Raw genomic sequence first — 19,518 nt, 5'->3', positions numbered from 1 at the left:
TTTAGGGAGTGAGCGCAAGACATGTCCCGCAATCCTTTTATGCAACACATGCCCGACATCCAGGCCGCCGGCGGCCTGGTGCCCATGGTCGTCGAACAGTCGGCCCGCGGTGAGCGTGCCTACGACATCTATTCGCGCCTGCTCAAAGAGCGGGTGATCTTCCTGGTCGGCCCGGTCGAAGACTACATGGCCAACCTGGTGGTGGCGCAGCTGCTGTTCCTCGAAGCGGAGAACCCGGACAAGGACATCCACCTGTACATCAACTCGCCGGGCGGTGCGGTGACTGCCGGCATGTCGATCTACGACACCATGCAGTTCATCAAGCCGGACGTCTCCACCATCTGCATCGGCCAGGCCTGCAGCATGGGGGCGTTGCTGCTGGCTGGCGGCGCCGCCGGCAAGCGTTACTGCCTGCCGCATTCGCGCATGATGATCCACCAGCCGCTGGGCGGCTTCCAGGGCCAGGCCTCGGATATCGAGATCCATGCCCGCGAGATCCTCACCATTCGCGAGCGCCTGAACAAGATCCTCGCCGACCACTGCAACCAGCCGATCGAGGTCATCGCCAAGGATACCGACCGCGACAACTTCATGAGCGGCGAGGCGGCGGTGGAGTACGGTCTGATCGACAAGGTTCTGGACAAGCGTCAACTGGCGGTCTGAAGCACCGCGCCATAGAGCGGTCGGCGACGAGTCGGCCGCGTCGCGGGCTTGAAAATGCCCGCATTTGCCTTCATCTTGTGTTTCAAGCCTACCGTATTGGATTGATCGAATGACTGATACCCGCAACGGCGAGGACAACGGCAAGCTGCTCTATTGCTCTTTCTGCGGCAAAAGCCAGCATGAAGTACGCAAATTGATTGCCGGTCCCTCCGTATTCATCTGCGACGAGTGCGTCGACCTGTGCAACGACATCATCCGCGAGGAGGTGCAGGAAGCCCAGGCCGAGAGCAGTGCGCACAAATTGCCGGCTCCCAAGGAAATCAGCAGCATCCTCGATCAGTATGTGATCGGTCAGGAGCGGGCCAAGAAGGTGCTTTCGGTAGCGGTGTACAACCACTACAAGCGCCTCAACCAGCGCGACAAGAAAGACGATGTCGAGCTGGGCAAGAGCAATATTCTGCTGATCGGTCCGACCGGCTCGGGCAAGACCCTGCTGGCGGAAACCCTGGCGCGTCTGCTCAACGTGCCGTTCACCATCGCCGACGCCACCACCCTGACCGAAGCCGGTTACGTGGGCGAGGACGTCGAGAACATCATCCAGAAGCTGTTGCAGAAGTGCGACTACGACGTCGAGAAGGCCCAGATGGGCATCGTCTATATCGATGAAATCGATAAGATCTCGCGCAAGTCGGACAATCCCTCGATCACCCGCGATGTGTCGGGCGAGGGCGTGCAGCAGGCGCTGCTCAAGCTGATCGAAGGCACCGTGGCCTCGGTTCCGCCGCAGGGCGGGCGCAAGCATCCGCAGCAGGAGTTCCTGCAGGTCGATACGCGCAACATCCTGTTCATCTGCGGCGGCGCCTTCTCCGGCCTGGAGAAGGTCATCCAGGGGCGCTCGACCAAGGGTGGCATCGGTTTCAACGCCGAGGTGCGCAGCAAGGACACCGGTAAGAAACTCGGCGAGTCCCTGCGTGAAGTGGAGCCGGACGATCTGGTCAAGTTCGGTCTGATCCCCGAGTTCGTCGGTCGCCTGCCGGTGATCGCCACCCTCGAGGAGCTGGACGAAGCGGCGCTGGTGCAGATTCTCACCGAGCCGAAGAACGCGCTGACCAAGCAGTATGCCAAGCTGTTCGAGATGGAAGGGGTGGATCTGGAGTTCCGTCCGGATGCCCTGAAATCCGTCGCGCACAAGGCCCTGGAGCGCAAGACCGGCGCCCGCGGCCTGCGTTCGATCCTCGAGGGCATCCTGCTCGACACCATGTACGAGATCCCCTCCCAGCAGGAAGTGAGCAAGGTGGTGATCGACGAGAGCGTGATCGAAGGCAGCTCCAAGCCGCTACTGATCTACGAGAACAGCGAGCCGCAAGCCAAAGCCGCGCCAGACGTGTAACGCTCGAGTTACATGGTGCAATGAAGGGGCCCGCTGGGCCCCTTCGCTTTTCTGGCCGCAGTGCTTGTTTTTTGCCGGGCCTACCCCCATCTTAAAAGCCAAGGGTAATCCCATCTGTTTACGGCCTTATGGCCGCCGCTGAGCCGAAATCATGAAGACAACCATCGAATTGCCTCTCCTGCCATTGCGCGATGTTGTGGTCTATCCGCACATGGTGATCCCGCTTTTTGTCGGGCGCGAGAAATCTATCGAAGCCCTGGAGGCAGCGATGACGGGCGACAAGCAGATTCTTCTGGTCGCCCAGAAGAATCCTGCGGTCGATGATCCGGATGATCAGGATCTGTATCGGGTCGGTACCGTCGCCACCGTACTGCAGCTGCTCAAGCTGCCCGACGGAACCGTCAAGGTGCTGGTCGAGGGCGAGCAGCGCGGTGCCATCGAGCGCTTCATAGAGGTCGACGGCCACTGCCGTGCTGAGGTGCAACTGATCGAGGAGGGTGACACCGCCGAGCGCGAGTCCGAGGTGTTCACCCGCAGCCTGCTGAGCCAGTTCGAGCAGTACGTGCAGTTGGGCAAGAAGGTGCCGGCCGAGGTGCTGTCCTCGCTCAACGGCATCGACGAGCCGAGCCGGCTGGTCGACACCATGGCGGCGCATATGGCACTGAAGATCGAGCAGAAGCAGGAGATCCTCGAAATCACCTCGCTGTCCGCTCGTGTCGAGCATGTGCTGGCGCTGCTGGATGCCGAGATCGACCTGCTGCAGGTGGAAAAGCGCATTCGCGGCCGGGTCAAGAAGCAGATGGAGCGCAGCCAGCGCGAGTACTACCTGAATGAGCAGATGAAGGCCATTCAGAAGGAGCTGGGCGACATCGACGAAGGGCATAGCGAGCTCGACGAGCTGCGCAAGCGCATCGACAACGCCGGTCTGTCCAAGGAGGCGCTGACCAAGGCCAATGCCGAGCTGAACAAGCTCAAGCAGATGTCGCCGATGTCTGCCGAAGCCACCGTGGTGCGTACCTACATCGATTGGCTGGTCAACGTGCCGTGGAAGGCCGAGAGCAAGGTGCGCCTCGATCTGGCGCGCGCCGAGAGCATTCTCGATGCCGACCACTACGGCCTGGAGGAGGTCAAGGAGCGCATCCTCGAGTACCTCGCCGTGCAGAAGCGGGTGAAGAAGCTCAAGGGGCCGGTGCTCTGCCTGGTCGGCCCGCCCGGCGTGGGCAAGACCTCGTTGGCCGAGTCCATCGCCACCGCGACCAACCGCAAGTTCGTGCGCATGGCCCTGGGCGGTGTACGCGACGAAGCCGAAATTCGCGGCCACCGCCGCACCTACATCGGCTCGATGCCCGGCCGCCTGATCCAGAAGATGACCAAGGTCGGCGTGCGCAACCCGCTGTTCTTGCTCGACGAGATCGACAAGATGGGCCAGGACATGCGTGGCGACCCCGCCTCGGCGTTGCTCGAGGTGCTCGATCCGGAGCAGAACCACAACTTCAACGATCACTATCTGGAAGTCGATTACGACCTGTCCGACGTGATGTTCCTCTGCACCGCCAACTCGATGAACATTCCCGGGCCGCTGCTGGACCGCATGGAAGTCATCCGCCTGCCGGGCTATACCGAGGACGAGAAGGTCAATATCGCCATCAAGTACCTGGCGCCGAAGCAGACCCAGGCCAACGGCCTGAAGAAGGGCGAGCTGGTGTTCGACGAAGGCGCCATTCGCGACATCATCCGCTACTACACCCGCGAGGCCGGGGTGCGCGGCCTGGAGCGGCAGATCGCCAAGGTCTGCCGCAAGGCGGTGAAGGAGCATCTGCGCGAGAAGCGCTTCCAGGTACAGGTCACGGCCGAGTCGCTGGAGCATTTTCTCGGCGTGCGCAAGTACCGTTACGGCCTGGCCGAGCAGCAGGATCAGATCGGCCAGGTCACCGGTCTGGCCTGGACCCAGGTGGGCGGCGAGTTGCTGACCATCGAAACCGCCGTGGTACCGGGTAAGGGCGTGCTGATCAAGACCGGCTCGCTCGGCGATGTCATGGCCGAGTCCATGACCGCTGCCATGACCGTGGTCCGCAGTCGCGCCAAGAGCCTGGGGATCGCCGCCGATTTCAACGAGAAGCGCGACGTTCACATCCACATGCCGGAAGGCGCCACGCCCAAGGACGGCCCCAGCGCGGGTATCGGCCTGTGCACCGCGCTGGTGTCGGCACTGACCCAGATTCCGGTGCGCGCCGATGTGGCCATGACCGGCGAGATCACCCTGCGTGGTCAGGTGTTGGCCATTGGCGGGCTCAAGGAAAAACTTCTGGCGGCTCACCGGGGCGGTATCAAGACGGTGATCATTCCGGAAGAAAACGTGCGCGACCTGCGGGAAATTCCGGAAAATATTAAGCAAGACCTGCAGATTAAACCGGTTAAATGGATTGACGAGGTCCTGCAAATTGCGCTGCAATACGCCCCGGAGCCCTTGCCCGATGCGGCTCCGGAGATGGTTGCAACGGATGACAAACGCGAGTCTGATTCCAAGGAGCGAATCAGCACGCATTAGCCGGGGGGCTTCCTTGACACATTTTTTGAGCCCTTGTTATAAAGCGGCTCTTATTGTGTCGGCAGGCCATCCAGCACCCGCTTTGCTTACACTAAAAATCAAGAAACAAACTCAACAGAAATAAGGGGACTTAGAGTGAACAAGTCGGAACTGATCGATGCCATCGCTGCATCTGCTGATATCCCGAAAGCTGTTGCTGGCCGCGCGCTGGATGCAGTGATTGAATCCGTCACTGGCGCTCTGAAGGCTGGCGATTCAGTTGTACTGGTTGGTTTCGGTACCTTCGCTGTCAAAGAGCGCGCTGCTCGCACTGGTCGCAACCCGCAGACCGGCAAGCCGATCAGCATCGCTGCTGCCAAGATCCCGGGCTTCAAAGCCGGTAAAGCTCTGAAAGACGCCGTCAACTAAGCGTCTTCCGGGTCTTTGCCCCGCCGCTGTGCACAGGTTGCGCAGCGGTCGCGAAGCGCCAAGGTCGGCTCAGCCCGCATCAGCCGCTTCGCACGTTACGAGAAGGCGCATCCTCGGATGCGCCTTTCTTCTATCCGGACATTACCCACGCTGCGCGGCCGGTCATTCTTTACGGACGTTCTGGGGGAAGCATGCTGCAAAATATCAGGGACAATTCAAAGGGTTGGATTGCCAAAACCATCATCGGCCTCATCGTCCTGCTGATGGCCTTTACCGGCTTCGAGGCGATTCTCACCGGCACCAGCAACAGCCAGAATGCTGCCGCGGTCAACGGTGACGAGGTCACGCTCAACGAGCTGGGCCAGGCCGTGGAAATGCAGCGTCGTCAGCTGCTGCAACAGCTGGGGCGTGATTTCGATGCCTCGCTGCTCGACGAGCGCCTGCTGCGCGAGTCCGCACTCAAGGGCTTGATCGACCGCAAGCTGCTGCTGCAGGGCGCCGGCGATGCCGATTTCGCCTTCTCCCAGGCGGCGCTGGACCAGGTCATTCTGCAAACCCCCGAATTTCAGGTCGATGGCCGATTCGATGCCGCGCGCTTCGATCAGGTGATCCGCCAGATGGGCTACGGCCGCCTGCAGTTCCGCCAGATGCTGGAAGAGGAAATGCTCATCGGTCAGCTGCGCGCCGGCCTCGGTGCCAGTAGCTTCGTCACCGAGCAGGAAGCCCGTGCGTTCGCCAGCCTGGAGCGGCAGACCCGCGACTTCGCCAGCCTGGCGATCAAGGCCGACCCGACGACGGTCGAGCTGGCCGATGGCGACATGCAGGCCTATTACGACGAACACGCCAGCGAGTTCATGAGCCCCGAGCAGGTGGTGTTGGAATACGTCGAGCTGCACAAGGACAGCTTCTTCGATCAGGTCGAGGTCAGCGACGAAGAGCTGCAGCCTCTGTATCAGAGCGAAATCGCCAACCTGGCCGAGCAACGCCAGGCTGCGCATATCCTGATCGAGGGTGACGACGAGGCGGCGCGTACCCAGCTCGAGGAGCTCAAGGCGCGTATCGACGCCGGCGAGGATTTCGCCGCGCTGGCCAAGGAGTTCTCCCAGGATCCGGGTTCCGCTGCCGACGGCGGCGATTTGGGTTACGCCGGCCCCGGCGTCTACGACCCGTCTTTCGAAGAGGCGCTCTACGCCCTGCAGCAGGGCCAGGTGTCCGCACCGGTGAAGAGCGAATTCGGCTGGCACCTGATCAAACTACTCGGCGTGCAGGCGCCCGAGGTGCCGAGTTTCGACAGCCTGAAGGACAAGCTGGCGCGCGACTACAAGGCGCAGCAGGTCGAGCAGCGCTTCGTCGAGGCCACCAAGCAGCTGGAAGACGCGGCGTTCGAGGCGTCCGATCTGGCGCAGCCGGCGCAGGAGCTCGGTCTGGAGGTCAAGGTCAGCGAGGCGGTCGGTCGCGAAGGCGGCGCCACTGGCGTCACCGCCAACCGCCAGGTGCTGCAGGCGGCGTTCAGCCCGGAAGTGCTGGAAGACGGCAACAACAGCTCCACCATCGAACTGGATCCGAGCACTGTCGTGGTGGTCCGGGTGAAGGAGCACAAGAAGCCCGAACAGCTGCCGCTGGAGCAGGTCGCCGAGAGCATTCGCAGCCACCTGTTGCAGGAGCGCGCCGCGGCCGCGGCCAAGGCCGAAGGCGAGAAGCTGCTGGCGGCGGTGCAGGCCGGCGAGGGCAGCAGCGAGAGCTGGCAGGTGCAGGAAGCGGCGACGCGCAGCCAGGAGGGTGTCGAACCCAAGGTGCTGCAGGCGCTGTTCCGCATGCCCAAGCCGGCTGCCGCCGGCACGCCGACCTATGCCGGGGTGACGTTGAACAACGGCGACTACGTGCTGCTGCGTCTGGACGGGTTGAATGTGCCGGAGCAGGCGCTGAGCGCGGAGGAGCTGGGCATGTATCGCAACTTCCTGGCCTCGCGCGCCGGTCAGCAGGACTTCGCCGCCTACCGCAAGCAGCTCGAAGCCAAGGCCGATATCGAGCGTTTCTAAGCCTTTCCGGGCGCCTCGTTCGAGGCGCTCTTCAGGCAATAAAAAACCCGCACGCCGTGCGGGTTTTTTATTGCCTGATGGGGCGTCTCAAGTCGTTCCCGGCAATCTGCTATTGCCGGGAACGAGCCCCTCAGTCTTCCATCGCGCCCATGGCGGTGGTGTTGAAGCCGCCGTCGACGTACATGATCTCGCCGCTGATGCCCGAGGCCAGGTCGGAGCAGAGGAAGGCGCCGGCATTGCCGACTTCCTCGATGGTGACGTTGCGGCGCAGCGGGGTCTGCTTCTCGTTGGCAGCCAGCATCTTGCGGAAGCTGGCGATACCGCTGGCGGCCAGGGTGCGGATCGGGCCGGCAGAGATGGCGTTGACGCGGGTGCCTTCCGGGCCGAGGCTGCCGGCCAGGTAGCGGACGCCGGCTTCCAGGCTGGCCTTGGCCATGCCCATGACGTTGTAGTTGGGCATGGTGCGCTCGGCGCCCAGGTAGGAGAGGGTCAGCAGGCTGCCGTTGCGGCCCTTCATCATCTCGCGGCCGGCCTTGGCCAGGGCAACGAAGCTGTAGGCGCTGATGTCGTGGGCGATCTTGAAGCCTTCGCGGGTGGTCACCGCGGTGAAGTCGCCGTTGAGCTGGTCGCCCGGGGCGAAACCGACGGAGTGGACGATGCAGTCCAGGCCGTCCCACTTCTTGCTCAGCGCTTCGAATACCGCGTCGATCTCCTCATCGCTGGCCACGTCGCAGGGGAAGCACAGGTCGGCGCTGGAGCCCCAGCCGGCGGCGAACTCCTCGACGCGGCCCTTGAGCTTTTCGTTCTGGTAGGTGAAAGCCAGCTCGGCACCTTCGCGGTGCATGGCGGCGGCGATACCCGAGGCGATGGACAGTTTGCTGGCAACGCCAACGATGAGTACGCGCTTACCGGTTAGAAAACCCATTGTGCTATTCCTCTTCCTGTTTCAAGGATCAGTGAGCGGTTGCCGGGGCCATGAAAGCGGCTTCCAGCAACTGCTGTGTATAAGGGTGTTGCGGTGCGCCGAAGATCGACTCGGCAGACCCCTGTTCGACCACCTGGCCCTGCTTGACCACCATCAGTTGGTGGCTCAGCGCTCTGACTACCGCCAGGTCATGGCTGATAAACAGATAGGTCAGGTTGTACTTGGCCTGCAAGCCGCGCAACAACTCCACCACCTGACGCTGTACCGTGCGGTCGAGCGCCGAGGTGGGCTCGTCCAGCAGGATCAGCGCCGGTTTCAACACCAGTGCCCGAGCAATGGCAATCCGCTGCCGTTGCCCGCCGGAAAACTCGTGGGGGTAGCGGTGCCGCGTCTGCGGGTCCAGCCCTACCTCCAAAAGCGCGTCGATGATCGCCTGTTCCTGCTCCGCCTCGTTGCCCATGCCATGAATGCGCAGGCCCTCGCCAACGATCTGGCCCACCGACATGCGCGGGCTCAGGCTGCCGAAGGGGTCCTGGAACACCACCTGCATCTGCCGCCGCAGCGGCCGTACCTCATGCTGGCTCAGACCCTGCAACTGCTGGCCCTGGAAGCGGATGTCGCCGCGACTGGCGAGCAGCCGCAGGATGGCCATGCCCAGGGTGGATTTGCCGGAACCGCTTTCGCCGACTATGCCCAGGGTCTGACCCTGGGGCAGGCTGAAGTTGATGCCGTCCACCGCCTTGACATGATCTACCGTCCGGCGCAGCAGGCCCTTCTTGATCGGGAACCATACGCGCAGGTCGTCCACTTCCAGCAGCGGCTGGCCCACGGGGTTGGCCGCGGGCTCGCCGCTGGGTTCGGCGCCGAGCAGTTCCTTGGTATAGGGATGCTGTGGCGCCTGGAACAAGTTTTCACACGACGCCTGTTCGACGATGCGACCTTGCTGCATGACACATACGCGATGGGCAATTCTGCGCACCAGATTGAGATCGTGGCTGATCAGCAGCAGCGACATGCCCAGGCGCGCCTGCAGATCCTTGAGCAGTTCGAGGATTTTCAGCTGCACGGTGACGTCCAGTGCGGTGGTCGGTTCGTCGGCGATCAGCAGCTCGGGCTCGTTGGCCAGGGCCATGGCGATCATCACCCGCTGGCGCTGGCCGCCGGACAGCTCGTGCGGGTAGGCCTTGAGGCGCTTGGCTGGCTCGGGGATGCCGACCAGCTCCAGCAGTTCCAGGGTGCGGGCGCTGGCGGCCTTGCCGCGCAGGCCCTTGTGCAGGGCGAGCACCTCGTTGATCTGCTTTTCGATGCTGTGCAGCGGGTTGAGCGAGGTCATCGGCTCCTGGAACACCATGGCGATGCGGTTGCCGCGGATGCCGCGCAGACGGCCCTCGCCGAGCTTGAGCAGGTCCTCGCCGGCATACTCGATGCTGCCGGCCGGATGGCGCGCCAGCGGGTAGGGCAGCAGGCGCAGGATGGAGTGGGCGGTGACCGACTTGCCCGAGCCGCTTTCGCCGACCAGGGCCAGGGTCTCGCCCTTGCGGATGTCGAAGCTGACGCCTTCGACCACGCGCTGGCATTGCTCGCCCATGACGAACTCGACGGCCAGGTCGCGTACTTGCAGCAGGGTTTCGTGCTGGCTCATGTCATTTCCTCGGGTCGAAGGCATCGCGGGCGGCTTCGCCGATGAACACCAGCAGGCTCAGCATGATCGCCAGCACGGCGAAGGCGCTGATGCCCAGCCAGGGCGCCTGCAGGTTGCTCTTGCCCTGGGCGACCAGTTCACCGAGCGAGGGGGCGCCGGGTGGCAGGCCGAAGCCGAGGAAGTCCAAGGCGGTGAGGGTGCCGATGGCGCCGGTGAGGATGAAGGGCATGAAGGTCATGGTCGAAACCATGGCGTTGGGCAGGATATGGCGGAACATGATGGCGCCGTTCTCCATGCCCAGCGCCCGCGCGGCACGCACGTATTCCAGGTTACGCCCGCGCAGAAATTCGGCGCGCACCACGTCGACCAGGCTCATCCAGGAGAACAGCAGCATGATGCCCAGCAGCCACCAGAAGTTCGGCTGGACGAAGCTGGCGAGGATGATCAGCAGGTAGAGCACCGGCAGGCCCGACCAGATTTCCAGGAAGCGCTGGCCGAGCAGATCGACCCAGCCGCCGTAGAAGCCCTGCAGGGCGCCGGCGATCACGCCGATCACCGAGCTGGCCAGGGTCAGGATCAGGGCGAACAGCACCGAGATGCGAAAGCCGTAGATCACCCGTGCCAGCACGTCACGGCCCTGATCGTCGGTGCCCAGCCAGTTCTGCGCCGAGGGCGGGGCGGGGGCGGGCACTTCCAGGTCGTAGTTGATGCTCGAGTAGCTGAAGGGAATCGGCGGCCAGAGCATCCAGCCGTCCTTTGCCGCGATCAGCTCCTGGATATAGGGGCTCTTGTAGTTGGCCTGCAGCGGGAACTCGCCGCCGAACACCGTCTCCGGGTAGCGCTTGAGTACCGGGAAGTACCACTGGCCGTCGTAGCGCACCGCCAGCGGCTTGTCGTTGGCGATCAGCTCGGCGCCCAGGCTCAGGCCGAACAGCACGAGGAACAGCCACAGCGACCACCAGCCGCGCTTGTGCGCCTTGAAACGCTCGAAACGCCGTTGATTGAGCGGGGAAAGCTTCATATTCAGCCCTCCCGGCTTTCGAAGTCGATACGTGGATCGACCAGGGTGTAGGTGATGTCACCGATCAATTTCACGATCAGCCCCAGCAAGGTGAAGATGAACAGGGTGCCGAACACCACCGGGTAGTCGCGGTTGATCGCCGCCTCGAAGCTCATCAGGCCGAGGCCGTCGAGGGAGAAGATCACTTCGATCAGCAAGGAGCCGGTGAAGAAGATGCCGATGAAGGCGGCGGGGAAGCCGGCGATGATCAGCAGCATGGCGTTGCGGAACACGTGACCGTAGAGCACGCGGTGGTTGGTCAGGCCCTTGGCGCGGGCGGTGACCACGTACTGCTTGTTGATCTCGTCGAGGAAGCTGTTCTTGGTCAGCAGGGTCAGGGTGGCGAAGTTGCCGATCACCAGCGCGGTAACCGGCAGCACCAGGTGCCAGAGATAGTCGAGAATCTTGCCGCCGAGGCTTAGCTCGTCGAAGTTGTTCGAGGTCAGGCCGCGCAGCGGGAACCAGTCGAAGTAGCTGCCGCCGGCGAACAGCACGATCAGCAGGATGGCGAAGAGGAAGGCCGGGATGGCATAACCGACGATGATCGCCGAGCTGGTCCAGACGTCGAAGGCGCTGCCGTGGCGGGTGGCCTTGGCGATCCCCAGGGGGATGGAGACCAGGTACATGATCAAGGTGCTCCACAGCCCCAGGGAGATCGACACCGGCATTTTCTCGACGATCAGGTCGATGACCTTGGCGTCGCGGAAGAAGCTCTCGCCGAAGTCCAGCCGCGCGTAGTTTTTCAGCATGATCCAGAAACGCTCCGGCGCCGACTTGTCGAAGCCGTACATCTTCTCGATCTCAGCGATCAGCTGCGGGTCGAGGCCCTGGGCGCCGCGGTAATTGGAGCCGGCCACCGAGACTTCGGCGCCACCGCCGCCGATGCGCCCGGTGGCGCCGCCGGCGGCCGCATCGAACCCCTCCAGCTTGGCGATCATCTGCTCGACCGGGCCGCCGGGCGCGGCCTGGATGATGACGAAGTTGATCACCAGAATGCCGAACAGGGTCGGGATGATCAGCAGCAGGCGGCGAAGGATATAGGCCAGCATTATTGCTTCGCCTCTTCGGTCGCCTGTTGCTGGGCCTCGCTTGGCTCTTCGAGGCCAGGGCGTACCCACCAGGTGTGCAGGCCGATGTCATAGAGCGGCGTCACCTTGGGGTGTTCGAAGCGGTTCCAGTAGGCCACGCGCCAGGTCTTGATGTGCCAGTTGGGGATCACGTAGTGGCCCCACAGCAGCACGCGGTCGAGGGCGCGGGTATGGGCGATCAGGCTCTGGCGCGAGTCGGCGTTGATCAGTCCCTCGACGATCTGGTCGATGGCCGGATCCTTGAGGCCGATGAAATTGCGGCTGCCGGAATTGTCGGCGCTGGAGGAGTGCCAGTACTCGCGCTGCTCGTTGCCCGGCGAGTTGGACTGACCGAAGCCGCCGACGATCATGTCGAAGTCGCGCGAGCGCAGGCGATTGATGTACTGCGAGACGTCGACCCGGCGGATCACCAGCTCCATGCCGAGATCAGCCAGGTTGCGCTTGAACGGCAGCAGGATGCGCTCGAATTCGGTCTGCGCCAGGAGGAACTCGAAGCTCACCGGCTGGCCGCTGGCATCCAGCATGCGGTCGCCGTCGATGCGCCAGCCGGCCTGTTGCAGCAACTGGTAGGCGCGGCGCTGCTGCTCGCGGATGATGCCGCTGCCGTCGGTGGTCGGCACGCGGTACTCCTCGCTGAATACCTCGGCCGGGATCTGGCCGCGCAGCGGTTCGAGAATGGCCAGCTCGTCCTCGCCCGGCAGGCCGCTGGAGCCCAGCTCGGAGTTGTCGAAGTAGCTGCGGGTGCGGGTGTAGGCGCCGTTGAACAGGCGCTTGTTGGCCCACTCGAAGTCGAACAGCAGGCCGAGGGCCTCGCGCACGCGACGATCCTGGAACTGCGCGCGGCGGGTGTTGAAGACGAAGCCCTGCATGCCGGTAGGGTTGCGGTTCTGGATCTCTTCCTTGACCAACTGGCCGTTGGCCACGGCCGGCACGCTGTAGGCGGTGGCCCAGTTCTTCGCGCTGGTCTCCAGCCAGTAGTCGAACTGGCCGGCCTTGAGCGCCTCCAGGGCCACGGTGTTGTCGCGGTAGTAGTCGATCTGGATGGCGTCGAAGTTGTAGAAACCGCGGCTCACCGGCAGGTCCTTGGCCCACCAGTCCGTCACCCGCTCGTAGCGGATGCTGCGCCCGGCCTGTACCCGGGCGACCTGGTACGGGCCGCTGCCGAGCGGCACCTCCAGGTTGCTCTTGCTGAAGTCGCGCTCGGTCCACCAGTGCTTGGGCAGCACCGGCAACTGGCCGACGATCAGCGGCAGCTCGCGATTGCCGGCGTGCTTGAAGACGAAGCGCACGCGTTGCGGCGATTCCACCTCGACCCGCTCGACGTCGGCGTAGTAGCCGCGGTACATGGGCGCGCCTTTCTCCATCAGGGTATCGAAGGTGAACTTGACGTCCTCGGCGGTGATCGGCGTGCCGTCGTGAAAGCGTGCCTCCTGGCGCAGGTGGAAGCGTACCCAGGCATTGTCGGGGGCCTTCTCGATCTTCTCCGCCACCAGGCCGTAGGCGCTGAACGGCTCGTCCTGGCTCTGCACGGTGAGGGTGTCGTAGATCAGGCCGATATCGTCGGCGGCGACGCCCTTGTTGATGAAGGGGTTGAGGCTGTCGAAGCCGCCGAAGCCGGCCTGGCGGAAGGTGCCGCCTTTCGGTGCATCGGGGTTGGCGTATTCGAAGTGCTGGAAGCCGGCCGGATACTTGGGCGCCTCGTCGTAGAGGGTGACCGCGTGTTTGGGGGCGGCGAGGGCGAGGCCGGCCAGGCCGAGCAGGATGAGGCTGCTACCGTGAAGCAGGAAACTGCGCAGCGGGTGGGTCATCGAGCGTTCTCCGTGGGCTTCAGCCACCAGGTGCGCAGGCCCAGGGTGTAGGGCGGCGTGGTGACGAAGGCGAACCGGTTGCGGTACGCCAGGCGGTGATAGTTGATGTACCAGTTGGGGATGCTGTAGTGCTGCCAAAGCAAGACCCGGTCCAGGGCGCGGGTGGCGGCGATCTGTTCGTCGCGGGTCTGCGCCGAGAGCAGCTTGTCGATCATCGCGTCGACCACCGGGTGGGCGACGCCAGCGTAGTTCTTGCTGCCCTTGACGTTCACCTGGCTGGAGTGGAAATACAGCGACTGCTCCAGGCCAGGGCTCAAGGTTTGTGGCAGGGTCAGCAGGATCATGTCGTAGTCGAACTGGTCGAGGCGCTGTTTGTACTGGGCGCGGTCGACGGTGCGCAGGTTGGCGCGGATGCCGATGCTGGCCAGGTTGGCGACGTAGGGCTGGAGGATACGCTCGAGGCTGGGGTTGACCAGCATGATCTCGAATTCGAAACGCTCGCCGCGGGCGTTGCGCAGGTCCTGGCCGGCAGGCTTCCAGCCGGCGTCGGCCAATAGACCCAGGGCGCGGCGCAAGGTTTCCCGCGGGATGCCGCGGCCGTCGGTCACCGGTTGCACTATGGGCTGGCTGAACAGCCGCGCCGGCAGCTTGTCGCGGTGCGGCGACAGCAGCAGCCACTCGGCGCCTTCCGGCTTGCCGGTGGCGGAGAACTCGCTGTTGGGGTAGTAGCTGCTGGCGCGCACGTAGGAGTTGTTGAACAGGGTGCGGTTGGTCCACTCGAAGTCGAACATCAGTCCCAGCGCCTCGCGCACCTTGCGCTGGCCGAACAGGCCGCGGCGGGTGTTCATGAACAGTGCCTGGGTCTGGGTAGGGATCTGGTGGGCGATCTCGGCGCGGATCACCTCGCCGCGGGTGACGGCGGGAAAGCGGTAGCCGTTGGCCCAGTTCTTCGCCTGGTTCTCGATGTAGAAGTCGAATTCGCCGGCCTTGAAGGCCTCGAAGGCCACGTGGTTGTCGCGGTAGAACTCCACCTCGACGCGGTCGAAGTTGTACTTGCCGCGATTGACCGGCAGATCCTTGCCCCACCAGTCCTTGACCCGTTGGAACACCAGGCTTCGCCCCGGCACCACCTGAGCGATGCGGTAGGGGCCGCTGCCCAACGGCGGCTCGAAGGTAGTGGCCTTGAAGTCGCGGTCCTTCCAGTAGTGCTGCGGCAGCACCGGCAGCTCGCCCAGGCGCAGGATCAGCAGCGGGTTGCCGGCGCGCTTGAAGACGAAACGGATGCGCTGGCGATTGAGGATGTCGACCCGCTTCACCTCCTGCAGGTGGGTGCGGTACTGCGGATGGCCGTCGCTGCGCAGCAGGCGGTAGGAGAAGGCCACGTCGTAGGCGGTGATCGGCTTGCCGTCGTGAAAGCGCGCCTCGGGACGCAGGTTGAACACCACCCAGCTGCGGTCCTCGCTGTACTCCACGCTGGCGGCGATCAGCCCGTAGCTGGAGGCCGGCTCGTCGCCGGAGGGGTCGTAGGCGCCGGTGCCGACCATCAGCGGCTCGTTGAGCTCGTTGACCCCGTACTGCAGGAAATGCGCAGTGGAGATCGGGCTGCTGCCCTTGAAAGTGTAGGGATTGAGCGTGTCGAAGGTGCCCGAGGCCATGATCCGCAGGGTGCCGCCCTTGGGCGCCTCGGGGTTGACCCAGTCGAAATGGCTGAAGCTGGCGGGGTATTTGAGCGTCCCGAACTGGGCGTAGCCGTGGCTCTCGCTGATGGTCGCAGAGACGGGAAAGCTCAAGGCCAGGCTGAGGAACAGCGGGAGGGGGGAACGCATCGGGGGTGAGATCCGATCCATGGCGGCTTTTGGGCTTCTGGGTCGGTACAGTAACAGCTTGTATCGGCAGGAAAAAGACCGCCGTGCCAGGCAAGCAATGACGGCACTTTGGCATACACTTGGGGAAAGCTCAGCGAGGGTACCGATTTGCCAGAACGTAGCCATGGTTTGCAGTCATGGATCGATCGCTTGAACCAAGCCGAACTGCCCGCGCTGGCCGCCGTGGTGCAGGATTTGCAGCGCCTGGCGCAGCAGGATTCGGCCTCGGTGCAGCAATTGGCCGACGTGCTGCTGCGCGACGCGGCGCTGACCTCCAAGGTGCTGCGGGTCGGCAACAGCGTCTATTACAACCCCTCGCAGGAGGCCATCAAGACCATCTCGCGGGCCATCGTGCTGATCGGTTTCGACAACGTGCGGCTGATCGGCCTGTCGGTCAGCCTGATCGACGGTCTGCTCACCCGCGCTCCGCGCGAGCAGCTGCAGGAGCTGCTCGCGCGCTCCTTCCACGCCGCGGTGCAGGCGCGCAACATCGCCGGGTACGTGCTCTCCAAGCATGCCGAGGAAGTGTTCATCGCCGCCTTGCTCCATCACCTGGGCGAACTGGCGTTCTGGGGCTGCGGCGGCGAACAGGCCGACGAGCTGGCCGCCGCCCTGGCCCAGCCCGGGGTGGAGGTGGACGAGGCGGTGCGCGAGGTGCTCGGCACCAGTTTCCGCCAGTTGACCCAGGGCCTGGTGAAAAGCTGGAACCTGGGCGAAACCGTCAGCCTGGCGCATGCCGGCGCGAACCAGCACGACCCGGCGGCCTACGCGGTGCAGCTGGGCGTGCGCATCAGCGAGGCTGCGCTGCACGGCTGGGATTCGCCGGAAATGGAGGCGGTGCTGGCGAAGATGGCCGCCTTCGTCGACCTCAGCCCGGAGGATGCCCTGCAGCAGGTGCTGGCCAGCGCCGAGGAGGCGGTCAAGGTGGCCTCCACCTTCGGCGCCAGCAAGCTGTGCCGGCTGATTCCCAACACCGACCCCGAACAGATCCGCCTGCAGCAGGAGGAGCGCAAGGCGCGCCTGTTGCAGCCGGATCTGCTGGTGCTGCAGCAGGCCTTGCAGGATCTCGGCCTGATGGTGAGCAAGCGCGGCGACGTCGGCCTGATCCTCGACACCCTGCTCAAGGGCCTGCATCGCGGCGCCGGCTTGGAGCGGGTGATGCTGGCGGTGCTGGCCGACGAGCAGAGCTGTTTCCGCGCCAAGCGGGTGATCGGCGACAAGACCGAGCAGTGGTTGAAGGATTTCGTCCTGCCGGCCGAGCAGGTGGAACAGCCGCATGTCTTCAGCTATGCCCTGCGCCATCGCGAGGCGATCTGGATGGGCGTGCCGGCCAGCTACAACCTGGCCGAGCTGGTCACCCAGCCGATCCGCCGCAGTCTGGGAGCGGGGATGTTCTTTATCGCGCCGATCATTGCGGGGACGCGGGAGATCGGCGTGCTCTACGCCGACAGCCGGTTGTCCGGGCGCGCGCTGCGCCACGAGCAGTTCGTCGCCTTCCAGCGTTTCACCCAGCTGACCGGGCGTTGTCTGGAGGCCTTGAGCCGGCGCTGATCAGGGCAGATAGAGGGTCAGCATCTGTCCCGGGCGCAGGCTGCTGCTGCGCGGGTTCCAGGCCTGCAGGCGCTTGAGGTCGATCTTGAAACGCTTGGCGATGACGTACAGCGAGTCGCCTTTCTGCACCCGGTAGTAGGTGGCCTTGTCGCGCGAGGTGCTGCTGCGCGTGTTGCTGGCGACCTGGCTGCCCGTGTCGGCAGGCGCCAGGCTGAGGCGCTGGCCGACCTTCAACTGGTTGCCCCGCAACTTGTTCCAGCGCTGCAGGTCGTGCACCGAGACCTGGTGGGCGCGGGCGATCTGCCACAGGTTGTCGCCGTCTTTCACCTGATAGCTGCGCGCTGCCGGCACCTGTGCCGTGCTGCGCTGGTACAGCGGTTCGCTCGGCTGCGCGCCGGGCTTGCCGGGAATGGTCAGCACCTGACCGATACGCAGGTTGTTGCCACTGAGGCGGTTGACGTCCTTGAGCGTGTTCACCGTCAGGTGATGGCGGTTGGCAATGCCATGCAGGCTGTCGCCGGCGCGCACGGTGTAGCTCTGCCAGGCGACCAGCTCCTGCGGTTTCATCAGTGCCAGGTTGGCGCTGAGCATCTCCGCCTTGTCCGTCGGCACCAGCAGGTGCTGCGGGCCGTCGAGGGTGATGCCGCGCTTGTAGGCGGGGTTGAGCTGCAGCAGCTCCTCCTCGTCGAGGTCGGCCAGGCGGGCGACACGCGACAGGTCCATGTGCTGCTTGATCGCCACCTGTTCGAAATAGGGCTCGTTGGCCACCGGCGACAGGCTCACGCCGTAGGCCTCCGGGGTGAGGATCACCTGCGACAGGGCCAGCAGCTTGGGCACGTAGTCTTCGGTTTCCTTGGGTAGCGCCAGGTTCCAGTAGTCGCTGGGCAGGCCGAGTTTCTCGTTGCGCTCGATGGCCCGGCTGATGCGGCCTTCGCCGGCGTTGTAGGCGGCCAGGGCGAGCAGCCAGTCGCCGTTGAACATCTCGTGCAGGCGGCTCAGGTAGTTGAGCGCGGCCTGGGTCGAGGCGGTGACGTCGCGACGGCCGTCGTACCAACTGGTCTGGCGCAGGTTGTAGTGACGGCCGGTGGAAGGGATGAACTGCCACAGGCCGACGGCGTGGGCGGAGGAGTAGGCCTGCGGGTCGTAGGCGCTCTCGATCACCGGCAGCAGCGCCAGCTCCATGGGCATGTCGCGCTCGGCCAGGCGTTCGACGATGTAGTGGATATAGGGGGCGCTGCGTTCGCTGACGGTATCGACGTGCTTGGGGTTGCTGGCGTACCACAGGCGCAGGCGTTCGATGCGCGGGTTGATGCCGATCTCGTCCTGCAGCTTGAAGCCGTCGCGCATGCGCTCCCAGATATCGGCGTATTCGCGAGGCTTGACCTGGCTGCTGAGCCACTCCGGCTCCCGCTCCAGGCCGACGGCGCGCGAGGTGTCGGCGTCGGCCGGAGCGGACGGAGCCAGGCTCTGACAGCCGGCCAGGGTCATGCAGCACATCACCACGAGCACCTGAGTGCTTTGTGCCAATGCCTTTAAATTCAAGGGCTTGCGTGGTGATAAAGGCATTGGTCGAGGTGGTATTCCCGGCGAAAAGGTCGGGCGATTCTAGGAATCGAGCCTGGACTGGTCAAGTTTTCACCAGTCTTTTGTGACCGGCATCCCTGTCGGTCAGCCTGCCGGGCCGTCGCAGAGCGACGTCAATAAACGCTCCAGGCGTTTTTTTGCGCGCCCGTCGTGCTTTTAGAACTGGTCTTTCCAGGCGCGCAGGCTGGCGAACACAGCGCTTGGTTCGGCATGGGGCCGGCCGTCGCGCCGTTCGGCGGCGCCGATCACTGCAGCCTCGGCAGTGCGCAGGAAGGGATTGCTGGCCAGCTCCAGGGCGATGTTCGAGGGCAGGCTGATGCGCCCGGCCTCGCGCCAGCGGCTGACCTCGGCCAGACGGGCGGCGATCTGCGGATTGTCCGGCTCCACCGCCTGGGCGAAGCGCAGGTTGCTCAGGGTGTACTCATGGGTGCAATACACCTGGGTGGCGCCGGGCAGCGCCGCCAGGCGCCCGAGCGATTCGTGCATCTGCTGCGGCGTACCCTCGAACAGGCGCCCGCAGCCGCCGGCGAACAGGGTGTCGCCGCAGAACAGCAGGTGCTGCTCGGCCTGGTAATAGGCGATATGACCGAGGGTATGACCGGGCACGGCGATGACCCGAAACTTCAGGCCGAGCACCTCGATGCTGTCGTTGTCGCTCAGGCCCAGGTCCCGTCCCGGGATGTTTTCGTCTGCCGGACCGAGCACGCGGGCGCCGGTGGCGGCCTTGAGCCCTTCGATGCCGCCGACATGGTCGAAATGATGATGGGTGACCAGGATGTCGCTGAGTTGCCAGCCCGGATGGGCCTGAAGCCAGGCCAGCACCGGCGCCGCATCGCCCGGGTCGACCACGGCGCAGCGCTGGCTGGCGGCATCCTGCAGCAACCAGAGGTAGTTGTCGGTGAAGGCGGGCAGGGCATCGATGCGGATCATTGCGGGTCGCTAAGCTG

General features: G+C 64.4%; 14 protein-coding genes. 6 read left to right on the top strand and 8 right to left on the bottom strand.

The features are described from left to right. The first annotated feature begins 21 nt into the window (after positions 1-21). The 5 genes from clpP (at position 22) to N878_RS12315 (ending at position 7,048) form a co-directional block, all read left to right on the top strand. Positions 22-663: an ATP-dependent Clp endopeptidase proteolytic subunit ClpP gene (gene clpP / locus N878_RS12330; protein ID WP_031303098.1), complete on the top strand. Its 642-nt coding sequence runs from the start codon at positions 22-24 to the stop codon at positions 661-663. A 109-nt stretch (positions 664-772) separates the two neighbouring features. Next, positions 773-2,053, top strand: coding sequence for an ATP-dependent Clp protease ATP-binding subunit ClpX (gene clpX / locus N878_RS12325; RefSeq protein WP_021443957.1), 1,281 nt, complete (start codon positions 773-775; stop codon positions 2,051-2,053). A 151-nt stretch (positions 2,054-2,204) separates the two neighbouring features. Continuing rightward, entirely contained in the window at positions 2,205-4,601 is a 2,397-nt protein-coding gene (lon, locus tag N878_RS12320) for an endopeptidase La (protein ID WP_031303097.1), read from the top strand. A gap of 135 nt (positions 4,602-4,736) precedes the next feature. After that, the gene (gene hupB, locus N878_RS26830) at positions 4,737-5,009 is read left to right on the top strand and encodes a nucleoid-associated protein HU-beta (RefSeq protein WP_003239952.1); all 273 of its coding nucleotides are present in this window, start codon (positions 4,737-4,739) and stop codon (positions 5,007-5,009) included. Positions 5,010-5,200: 191 nt separating this feature from the next. Next, entirely contained in the window at positions 5,201-7,048 is a 1,848-nt protein-coding gene (locus N878_RS12315) for a SurA N-terminal domain-containing protein (protein ID WP_021443955.1), read from the top strand. 130 nt (positions 7,049-7,178) lie between these two features. Here the strand turns inward: N878_RS12315 and fabI are convergent, their stop codons facing one another. The 6 genes from fabI to N878_RS12285 are packed head-to-tail and all read right to left on the bottom strand — an operon-like array spanning position 7,179 to position 15,397. Continuing rightward, positions 7,179-7,973 (bottom strand): enoyl-ACP reductase FabI, encoded by a 795-nt coding sequence (fabI, locus tag N878_RS12310; protein ID WP_021443954.1) that lies wholly within the window; start codon positions 7,971-7,973, stop codon positions 7,179-7,181. A gap of 28 nt (positions 7,974-8,001) precedes the next feature. Further along, positions 8,002-9,615 (bottom strand): ABC transporter ATP-binding protein, encoded by a 1,614-nt coding sequence (locus N878_RS12305; protein WP_021443953.1) that lies wholly within the window; start codon positions 9,613-9,615, stop codon positions 8,002-8,004. Between the two features lies 1 nt (position 9,616). Continuing rightward, positions 9,617-10,636, bottom strand: a complete 1,020-nt coding sequence (locus tag N878_RS12300) for an ABC transporter permease (RefSeq protein ID WP_021443952.1) — start codon at positions 10,634-10,636, stop codon at positions 9,617-9,619. A 2-nt stretch (positions 10,637-10,638) separates the two neighbouring features. Further along, positions 10,639-11,724, bottom strand: a complete 1,086-nt coding sequence (locus tag N878_RS12295) for a microcin C ABC transporter permease YejB (RefSeq protein ID WP_021443951.1) — start codon at positions 11,722-11,724, stop codon at positions 10,639-10,641. Beyond that, on the bottom strand, positions 11,724-13,571 hold the full coding sequence (locus N878_RS12290; RefSeq protein ID WP_021443950.1) for an extracellular solute-binding protein: 1,848 nt from the start codon (positions 13,569-13,571) through the stop codon (positions 11,724-11,726). Before N878_RS12290 ends, N878_RS12295 begins: the two co-directional genes overlap by 1 nt. Beyond that, positions 13,568-15,397, bottom strand: a complete 1,830-nt coding sequence (locus N878_RS12285; RefSeq protein WP_021443949.1) for an extracellular solute-binding protein — start codon at positions 15,395-15,397, stop codon at positions 13,568-13,570. Before N878_RS12285 ends, N878_RS12290 begins: the two co-directional genes overlap by 4 nt. Positions 15,398-15,544: 147 nt before the next feature. On the opposite strand from N878_RS12285, the gene N878_RS12280 reads away from it, so the two are divergent. Further along, complete coding sequence (locus N878_RS12280) at positions 15,545-16,987, top strand: HDOD domain-containing protein (protein ID WP_156350878.1); 1,443 nt, start codon at positions 15,545-15,547, stop codon at positions 16,985-16,987. Here N878_RS12280 and N878_RS12275 read toward each other — a convergent pair whose 3' ends face one another. Together N878_RS12275 and gloB are read right to left on the bottom strand one after the other, a co-directional pair. Further along, a complete protein-coding gene (locus N878_RS12275) occupies positions 16,988-18,553 on the bottom strand; it encodes a lytic transglycosylase domain-containing protein (protein WP_031303095.1) in 1,566 nt (521 codons plus the stop codon). It lies immediately after the preceding gene. A 174-nt stretch (positions 18,554-18,727) separates the two neighbouring features. Continuing rightward, positions 18,728-19,501, bottom strand: a complete 774-nt coding sequence (gloB, locus tag N878_RS12270; protein WP_021443946.1) for a hydroxyacylglutathione hydrolase — start codon at positions 19,499-19,501, stop codon at positions 18,728-18,730. Positions 19,502-19,518 lie beyond the last annotated feature (17 nt).

Origin of the sequence: Pseudomonas sp. EGD-AK9 (assembly GCF_000465935.2) — a bacterium.
GTDB lineage: Bacteria > Pseudomonadota > Gammaproteobacteria > Pseudomonadales > Pseudomonadaceae > Aquipseudomonas.
This window is presented reverse-complemented; position numbering and strand designations above follow the sequence as displayed.

Bases quoted from the DNA above. Each gene is read 5' to 3' on its own strand.
- clpP (WP_031303098.1), top strand. From the start codon at position 22: ATGTCCCGCAATCCTTTTATGCAACACATGCCCGACATCCAGGCCGCC.
- clpX (WP_021443957.1), top strand. From the start codon at position 773: ATGACTGATACCCGCAACGGCGAGGACAACGGCAAGCTGCTCTATTGC.
- lon (WP_031303097.1), top strand. From the start codon at position 2,205: ATGAAGACAACCATCGAATTGCCTCTCCTGCCATTGCGCGATGTTGTG.
- N878_RS12315 (WP_021443955.1), top strand. From the start codon at position 5,201: ATGCTGCAAAATATCAGGGACAATTCAAAGGGTTGGATTGCCAAAACC.
- fabI (WP_021443954.1), bottom strand. From the start codon at position 7,973: ATGGGTTTTCTAACCGGTAAGCGCGTACTCATCGTTGGCGTTGCCAGC.
- N878_RS12305 (WP_021443953.1), bottom strand. From the start codon at position 9,615: ATGAGCCAGCACGAAACCCTGCTGCAAGTACGCGACCTGGCCGTCGAG.
- N878_RS12300 (WP_021443952.1), bottom strand. From the start codon at position 10,636: ATGAAGCTTTCCCCGCTCAATCAACGGCGTTTCGAGCGTTTCAAGGCG.
- N878_RS12295 (WP_021443951.1), bottom strand. From the start codon at position 11,724: ATGCTGGCCTATATCCTTCGCCGCCTGCTGCTGATCATCCCGACCCTG.
- N878_RS12290 (WP_021443950.1), bottom strand. From the start codon at position 13,571: ATGACCCACCCGCTGCGCAGTTTCCTGCTTCACGGTAGCAGCCTCATC.
- N878_RS12285 (WP_021443949.1), bottom strand. From the start codon at position 15,397: ATGCGTTCCCCCCTCCCGCTGTTCCTCAGCCTGGCCTTGAGCTTTCCC.
- N878_RS12275 (WP_031303095.1), bottom strand. From the start codon at position 18,553: ATGCCTTTATCACCACGCAAGCCCTTGAATTTAAAGGCATTGGCACAA.
- gloB (WP_021443946.1), bottom strand. From the start codon at position 19,501: ATGATCCGCATCGATGCCCTGCCCGCCTTCACCGACAACTACCTCTGG.